This is a genomic window from Streptomyces sp. NPDC056169, from assembly GCF_042268445.1.
In the GTDB taxonomy this organism is placed as follows: domain Bacteria; phylum Actinomycetota; class Actinomycetes; order Streptomycetales; family Streptomycetaceae; genus Streptomyces.
This window is the reverse complement of the sequence record NZ_JBHJUO010000002.1, coordinates 510,761-518,551: the sequence shown is the minus strand read 5'-3', so window position 1 is coordinate 518,551 and position 7,791 is coordinate 510,761. Positions and strand designations below refer to the sequence as shown.

Sequence of the window (7,791 nt, the reverse complement as noted above, 5' to 3'; positions counted from 1 at the left end):
CGGATGTGGAAGCCCAGTAATGGGTGGAGCTGACCGGTACTAATAGGCCGAGGGCTTGTCCTCAGTTGCTCGCGTCCACTGTGTTAGTTCTGAAGTAACGAACACGCCCCCCTTTGGGTGGTGCGGCGGTTCATATCTTCATAGAGTTTCGGTGGTCATAGCGTTAGGGAAACGCCCGGTTACATTCCGAACCCGGAAGCTAAGCCTTTCAGCGCCGATGGTACTGCAGGGGGGACCCTGTGGGAGAGTAGGACGCCGCCGAACAATTTTTAGCCTCAACCCCCGGACTTTTGTCCGGGGGTTGAGGCATTTTTGCGTTCTGCCGGCAGTCGGGACCCTGTGCGCGGCCGCGTCATGGCTGAGGGTAGGGTCAGGGGGCAACGTCGGCACCATCCCAGCAGGAGGCCCCCGGGTGGAGGTCCAGGAGACTCGCGTTCAGACCGACCGGGTTCTCACCATCCCCAACATTCTCAGCATGGCGCGTCTCCTCGGCGTGCCGCTGTTTCTGTGGCTCATTCTCCGTCCCGAGTTCGGCGGCCCGAACAGCGACGGGTGGGCGCTGCTCGTCCTGATGCTCAGTGGCGTCAGCGACTATCTCGACGGCAAGCTCGCCCGGCGCTGGAACCAGATCAGCAACCTCGGCCGGCTGCTCGACCCCGCCGCTGACCGGTTGTACATCCTGTCCACGCTCGTGGGGCTCACCTGGCGCGAGATCCTGCCGTTGTGGCTGACCGCCGCCCTGCTGGCGCGCGAACTGATGCTCCTGGTCATGGTGTGGATCCTCCGGCGGCACGGGTACCCGCCGCCGCAGGTGAACTTCCTCGGGAAAGCTGCGACTTTCAACTTGATGTACGCGTTCCCGTTGCTGCTTCTCAGTGACGGAACGGGCTGGCTTTCGTCACTCGCTGAAGTTTTCGGGTGGGCCTTCGCCGGATGGGGTACAACTCTGTATTGGTGGGCAGGGATCCTCTACGTGGTCCAGGTCCGTCGACTCGTGAAGGCGGATACCGCGGCCGATTGAGCCCGTCCGTCCCGTGCCGAGCAACGTCGCCGGCAGGACGAGGACGCCCGAGGGCCACCGAGCGGACAGGTGAAGTCGGCAGGACCGTCGTCTCTTCAAGGAGGACGCTTCCGACATGAAGGCCGTCGTGATGGCCGGTGGCGAAGGAACCCGACTTCGCCCCATGACCTCGAGTATGCCCAAGCCTCTTCTGCCGGTGGTGAACCGGCCGATCATGGAGCATGTCCTGCGACTGCTCAAGAGGCACGGTCTCAACGAGACCGTCGTCACCGTACAGTTCCTCGCCTCACTCGTCCGGAATTACTTCGGCGACGGCGAGGAGCTCGGGATGGAGCTCACGTACGCCAACGAGGAGAAGCCTCTCGGTACAGCGGGCAGTGTGAAGAATGCCGAGGAAGCGTTGAAGGACGACGCTTTCCTCGTCATTTCGGGGGACGCGCTCACAGATTTCGATCTGACCGATCTCATCGCCTTCCACAAGGAGAAGGGCGCCCTCGTCACCGTCTGCCTCACGAGGGTGCCGAATCCGCTGGAATTCGGGATCACCATCGTGGACGAAGAGGGAAAGGTCGAACGTTTCCTGGAGAAGCCGACCTGGGGACAGGTCTTCTCGGACACGGTGAACACGGGCATCTACGTCATGGAGCCCGAGGTCTTCGACTACGTCGCCGCGGACGTCTCCGTGGACTGGTCGGGTGACGTCTTCCCTCAGCTCATGAAGGAGGGCAAGCCGATCTACGGCTATGTCGCCGAGGGCTACTGGGAGGACGTCGGCACGCACGAGAGTTATGTGAAGGCCCAGGCGGACGTTCTCGAGGGCAAGGTCCAGGTCGACATCGACGGCTTCGAGATCTCGCCGGGCGTGTGGGTCGCCGAAGGCGCCGAGGTGCATCCCGACGCCGTGCTCCGCGGGCCGCTCTACATCGGCGACTACGCCAAGGTCGAGGCCGGTGCGGAGATCCGGGAGCACACGGTCATCGGGTCGAACGTGGTCGTCAAGAGCGGCGCCTTCCTGCACAAGGCCGTCGTGCACGACAACGTCTACATCGGGCAGCAGAGCAATCTGCGCGGCTGTGTGATCGGCAAGAACACCGACATCATGCGGGCCGCCCGGATCGAGGACGGCGCCGTGATCGGGGACGAGTGCCTGGTCGGTGAAGAATCGATCGTGCAGGGCAACGTCCGGGTCTATCCGTTCAAGACGATCGAGGCCGGTGCCTTCGTCAACACGTCGGTCATCTGGGAGTCCCGGGGACAGGCGCATCTCTTCGGGGCACGCGGGGTGTCCGGCATCCTCAACGTGGAGATCACGCCGGAGCTGGCCGTGCGTCTCGCCGGCGCCTATGCCACGACGCTCAAGAAGGGCGCGACCGTCACCACGGCTCGCGACCACTCCCGGGGCGCGCGGGCGCTGAAGCGGGCGGTGATCTCGGCGTTGCAGGCCAGCGCCATCGACGTACGGGACCTGGAGAACGTACCGCTGCCCGTGGCCCGGCAGCAGACCGCGCGGGGAAGCGCCGGCGGGATCATGGTCCGGACGTCGCCCGGTGTGCCGGACTCCGTCGACATCATGTTCTTCGACGAGCGCGGGGCGGACCTCTCGCAGGCCGGGCAGCGGAAGCTCGACCGGGTGTTCGCGCGGCAGGAGTACCGGCGGGCCTTCCCCGGGGAGATCGGCGACCTCTCCTTCCCGGCGAGCGTCTTCGACTCGTACACCGGGTCGCTGCTGCGGAACGTCGACACCTCCGGGATCGCCGAGGCGGGGCTCAAGGTCGTCGTGGACGCCTCCAACGGCAGTGCCGGGCTCGTCCTGCCCAGCCTGCTCGGCCGGCTCCAGGTGGATTCGCTGGTGATCAACCCCGGGCTCGACGAGTCCCGACCCACCGAGTCGGCCGAGAGCCGGCGGGCCGGGCTCGTACGGCTGGGGGAGATCGTGGCCTCGGCGCGGGCGGCGTTCGGGGTGCGGTTCGACCCCGTGGGCGAGCGGCTCTCGCTCGTCGACGAGCGGGGGCGGATCATCGAGGACGACCGGGCGCTCCTGGTGATGCTGGACCTGGTGGCGGCCGAGCGGCGTTCGGGGCGGGTCGCGCTGCCCGTGACGACCACGAGGATCGCCGAGCAGGTCGCCGCGTACCACGGCACGCAGGTCGAATGGACGACGACCTCGCCCGACGACCTCACACGCGTGGGTCGTGAGGAGTCGACGATCTTCGGCGGTGACGGGCGCGGCGGGTTCATCGTGCCCGAGTTCAGCAGCGTCTTCGACGGAGCGGCCGCGTTCGTGCGGCTCATCGGGCTGGTGGCGCGGACGCAGCTCACGCTCAGCCAGATCGACGCGCGGATTCCGCGGGCGCACGTCCTGAAGAAGGACATCGCGACCCCGTGGGCCGTGAAGGGGCTCGTCATGCGTCGGGTGGTGGAGGCGGCGGGCAGCCGGTCCGTGGACACCACCGACGGAGTGCGGGTGGTCGAGGCCGACGGGCGCTGGGTGATGGTGCTGCCCGACCCCGCTGAGGCCGTCACCCATCTGTGGGCGGAGGGCCCCGACGACGCCTCCGCGCAGGCCTTGCTCGACGAGTGGGCCGAGGTGGTCGACAGCGCAGGTCGCTGACGGGGACGGGCTGTACGGCCGGGAGGCGCCCTGGGGGTGCCTCCCGGTCCGTTGCGGGGGCCATTCGGCGGTAGGCCGTGCGACGTGCGACGATGTGCGGCATGTCGCAGCAGCCCCCCGTTCGGAGCACCGGATCACCGCCGCCGCGCCCGGACGCGTCGATGTCGCTGCTGAACAACGTGATCGACCACGCGCTCGACGACGGCTACGCCGAGGCAACGGCCCGGCGCGCGGCCGAGGGCGGCGGCAGGCCCCGTAGTCGGCGGGCGAATCTCGCTGTCGCCGCGGGTCTCGTGCTCGCCGCCGCCGTGGTGACCGTGGGTGTGACGGAGGCGCGGCTTTCGGCGCCGGTGGTGGCCAAGGAGCGGCAGGAGCTGATCGACCGGATCGAGGGGGAGACCTCCGCCGCCGATCAGCTGGAGGCCGATGTCGAGCGGATCCGGGTCGAGGTCGGGGACCGGCAGCGGCAGGCGCTGGAGGAGCACGGCGGGGACCAGGCCGAGCTCGTCGCGCTGCTCTCGGGTGCGACCCCGGTGCACGGTCCCGGGGTGAAGCTCGTCGTCGACGATGCCAAGGGCACCGACACCGGTGGCGGCGGGCCGCGGGAGAGCAGCGGTTTCTCCGACACGGGCCGGGTCCGCGACCGGGACATGCAGCGGGTGGTCAACGGCCTGTGGGAGTCCGGCGCCGAAGCCGTCTCGATCAACGGCCAGCGGCTGACGTCGCTGTCCGCGATCAGGGCCGCCGGTGACGCCATACTGGTCGACAACAAGCCGCTGGTGCCGCCGTACACCGTCCTCGCGATCGGGGACGGACAGCGGCTGAGCACAGCGTTCCAGGACAGCGCCGACGGGCAGTATCTGCACGCGCTGGTGGAGAACTTCGGGATCAGGAGCAGCATCTCGGCCGAGGGCGACGTACGCCTGCCGGCCGCGCCGAGCCTGACCGTACGTACAGCAGAGCCGAGGGGGGCCGGGGCGGCGACGCCGTCCGGGCGGGCCACGGCCGACACAGGGAAGGGCACATCGTGATCGCCGTACTGGGCCTGATCGTCGGAGTCGTGGTCGGACTGTTGGTCCGGCCCGAAGTGCCGGCGGTGGTCGAGCCCTATCTTCCGATCGCCGTGGTCGCCGCTCTGGACGCGGTCTTCGGCGGCCTGCGGGCCATGCTCGACGGCATCTTCGTCGACAAGGTCTTCGTGGTGTCGTTCCTCTCGAACGTGGTCGTGGCCGCGCTGATCGTCTTCCTCGGCGACAAGCTGGGCGTGGGCGCGCAGCTGTCGACCGGTGTGGTCGTCGTGCTCGGCATCCGGATCTTCTCCAACGCGGCCGCCATCCGGCGCCACGTCTTCCGGGCGTGAGTCCGATGAGCGAGAACCCTGAGATGCCTGAGAACTCCGAGGACCCCGAGAACTCGGCCAGGCCCGAGAACTCCGCCGGGCCTGAGCAGCCCGCGAGGCCCGAGGGTTCCGCGAACCCCGAGGGCTCTGAGAAGTCCGTGAGCTCGGAGAAGCTCCCCAAGGCGTCGAGCTCGCAGGACTCCGAGGAGTCCCGCCAGGGTGAGAAGGCGGGGGAGCCCGCCGAGCAGGCCGCGGCGGAGGCTCCCGTCGCCGCAGGGCCGAGCGGGCGGCGCAGGCTCGCCGCCGCTCTGTGGCCGCCGCGGGTCACCCGCGCCCAGCTCATCGTCGCGCTGCTGCTGTTCGTCCTCGGTCTCGGGCTCGCCATCCAGGTCTCCTCGACCAGCGAGAACAGCGCTCTGCGCGGGGCGCGGCAGGAGGACCTGGTGCGGATCCTCGACGAGCTCGACGACCGTACGCAGCGCCTGGAGGACGAGAAGGCGCGGCTGGAGAAGCAGCGCACCGAGCTGGAGTCCAGCTCGGACCAGGCCGAGGAGGCCCGGAAGCAGACCCAGGAGAAGGAGCGACAGCTCGGGATCCTGGCCGGCACGGTGGCCGCCGAGGGGCCGGGGATCACCCTGACCGTCGGCGACCCCAGCGGGGCCGTCGAGTCCGACATGCTGCTCGACGCCATCCAGGAGCTGCGCGCGGCGGGTGCCGAGGCGATCCAGGTCAACGGCGTGCGGGTGGTGGCGGACAGTTATTTCACCGGTAGTGGTGACGACATGCGGATCGATGGAACGAAGGTGGCCGCTCCGTACGTCTTCAAGGTCATCGGCAAGCCGGAGGATCTCGAGCCCGCGCTCAACATCCCCGGCGGTGTCGTGCAGACCCTCGAGAAGGAGCAGGCCACAGCCGCGGTGGAGCGGGCGCCGAAGATCGTCGTCGACGCCTTGCGACCCGCGAAGCGGCCTGACTACGCTCAGTCGTCCTCGCAGTGAGACGGGGGACGAGGGGGTCCCGCGACAAGGGCATGACGTTGCGGGGGGTCGGCGCACCACAACGGTGGTGCGTGGTGGAAACTGTCCGGAGGATACGGACGTTGTGAAGGTGTCCGGGTCGGCAGGTGTGATGGATTTCGGTTCGTCCTGCCCCACGGGCGGGTCTGTTTCGGTCAAGGGGAATCGCCCGTGAAGTTGTTTGCGAAGTTGTTCGGCAAGAGCGCACGCGAGGACGGCGGCAACGCCAGGCACCGCGCGCCGCGCCATGCCCAGAGCGAGGAGCAGGGCGGCGAGCGCCCGCTCTTCCGCGATGAGGTCGACGGTCAGGGCGGTGACATTTCGGGCGCGCAGGGCGCGTCTTCTGTTGACCCCGCCGGGGCCGGACGCATAGGTTTCGGGGAACCATCAACCTCAAGTACGGGTGGAGGGTTTACCCCCGACCCGTACGCGACACAGACCTCCGCGGGCCTGCCGCGGGGGGAGGATGCGTCCATGCCGGTGTGTACGAGGTGCGGTCACCGCAACACGGCCGACAGCCGCTTCTGCTCCCACTGCGGTACGCCGCTGCGGGGCGGGGTCGCCGCCGAGCGTCCGTCCGAGACGACGTCGACGATCTCCATCTCGGGGCTCGAGGCGTACGACGCGGAGGTCACCGGCCAGACCGCGCTTCCGTCGCTGTCTCCCGAGGCGCTCGCGGCCGTGGAGGCCCTGCCTCTCGGTTCCGCGCTCCTCGTGGTGCGTCGGGGGCCGAACTCCGGCAGCCGGTTCCTGCTCGACGGAGAGCTGACGACGGCCGGCCGTCACCCGCAGAGCGACATCTTCCTGGACGACTTCACCGTCTCCCGGCGCCATGTCGAGTTCCGGCGGGCCCAGGACGGCAGCTTCACCGTCGCCGATGTCGGCAGCCTCAACGGCACGTACGTCAACCGTGAGCCGATCGAATCGGTCGTTCTGTCCAACGGCGACGAGGTGCAGATCGGCAAGTACCGGCTGGTCTTCTATTCGAGCCAGCGGGGCGTGTGACGCCTCGGAGAAGCCTTCAGGGAAGGTCCATGCTGCGAACACCGACGGGCGGTGCCGGATCCGGCACCGCCACCGAGGGCGACCGGCTGGTGAGCATCGGCACGGTGCTGAACCAGCTGCGCGACGAATTTCCCGAAGTGACGATCTCCAAGATCCGGTTCCTGGAGGCCGAGGGGCTCGTCGAGCCCCGCCGGACGGCGTCCGGGTACCGGAAGTTCAGCCCGCAGGACGTGGAGCGGCTCGCTCAGATCCTGCGGATGCAGCGGGACCACTATCTTCCGCTGAAGGTCATCCGTGAGCATCTCGACGCTCTCGCCCGGGGCGAGCAGGTCAGTCTCCCGGCGCCCGGGCGCCGGGGGGAGCTGATCGACGGGCCCTGGGACCAGGAGGGCGAGCGTCCCACCGCCGTGCGGATCGGCCGGGCCGAGCTGCTCGCCGCCGCCGAGGTGACCGAGACCGAGCTCACCGAGTGGGAGTCCTTCGGTCTGATCGCCGAGGTGCGGGGCGGCGGCTACGACGCCGAGGCCGTCGCCATCGCCAGACTTGTCGCGGATCTGGGGAGATTCGGTCTCGAACCCCGGCATCTGCGGGGTGTGAAGGCGGCCGCCGACCGGGAGGCCGGACTCCTCGAACAGATGGTCGCGCCGCTGCGCCGGCACCGTAATCCGCAGACCAGAGCACATGCGGAGGCCACCGCGAAGGAGCTCGCCGAGCTCTCCGTGAGGCTCCACGCGGCCTTCGTTCAGACGGCTCTGGGCATCCGGCTCCCGTGATCTTGGACGGGCCCGACTATCCAAAC

7 protein-coding genes and 1 rRNA gene are annotated in these 7,791 nt (G+C 68.7%); all 8 read left to right on the top strand.

Features of this window, described 5'->3' with window-relative positions:
- The first annotated feature begins 147 nt into the window (after positions 1–147).
- The 8 genes from rrf to ACFC0G_RS04845 all read left to right on the top strand — a co-directional run bounded on the left by rrf (position 148) and on the right by ACFC0G_RS04845 (position 7,765).
- Positions 148–264: ribosomal RNA gene (gene rrf / locus ACFC0G_RS04880) — 5S ribosomal RNA — on the top strand.
- A 148-nt stretch (positions 265–412) separates the two neighbouring features.
- Positions 413–1,021 carry a CDP-alcohol phosphatidyltransferase family protein gene (locus ACFC0G_RS04875; protein WP_376397250.1) on the top strand — a complete coding sequence of 203 codons (609 nt, stop codon included), beginning with the start codon at positions 413–415 and terminating at the stop codon, positions 1,019–1,021.
- 115 nt (positions 1,022–1,136) lie between these two features.
- Complete coding sequence (locus tag ACFC0G_RS04870) at positions 1,137–3,632, top strand: sugar phosphate nucleotidyltransferase (protein ID WP_376397247.1); 2,496 nt, start codon at positions 1,137–1,139, stop codon at positions 3,630–3,632.
- Positions 3,633–3,733: 101 nt separating this feature from the next.
- The gene (locus tag ACFC0G_RS04865) at positions 3,734–4,663 is read left to right on the top strand and encodes a DUF881 domain-containing protein (RefSeq protein WP_376397244.1); all 930 of its coding nucleotides are present in this window, start codon (positions 3,734–3,736) and stop codon (positions 4,661–4,663) included.
- Positions 4,660–4,992 (top strand): small basic family protein, encoded by a 333-nt coding sequence (locus tag ACFC0G_RS04860; RefSeq protein WP_015032176.1) that lies wholly within the window; start codon positions 4,660–4,662, stop codon positions 4,990–4,992. Before ACFC0G_RS04865 ends, ACFC0G_RS04860 begins: the two co-directional genes overlap by 4 nt.
- 23 nt (positions 4,993–5,015) lie before the next feature.
- A complete protein-coding gene (locus tag ACFC0G_RS04855; protein WP_376397241.1) occupies positions 5,016–5,969 on the top strand; it encodes a DUF881 domain-containing protein in 954 nt (317 codons plus the stop codon).
- A gap of 81 nt (positions 5,970–6,050) precedes the next feature.
- Positions 6,051–6,992: an FHA domain-containing protein gene (locus ACFC0G_RS04850; RefSeq protein WP_376397307.1), complete on the top strand. Its 942-nt coding sequence runs from the start codon at positions 6,051–6,053 to the stop codon at positions 6,990–6,992.
- 29 nt (positions 6,993–7,021) lie between these two features.
- Complete coding sequence (locus tag ACFC0G_RS04845) at positions 7,022–7,765, top strand: MerR family transcriptional regulator (protein ID WP_376397238.1); 744 nt, start codon at positions 7,022–7,024, stop codon at positions 7,763–7,765.
- Positions 7,766–7,791 lie beyond the last annotated feature (26 nt).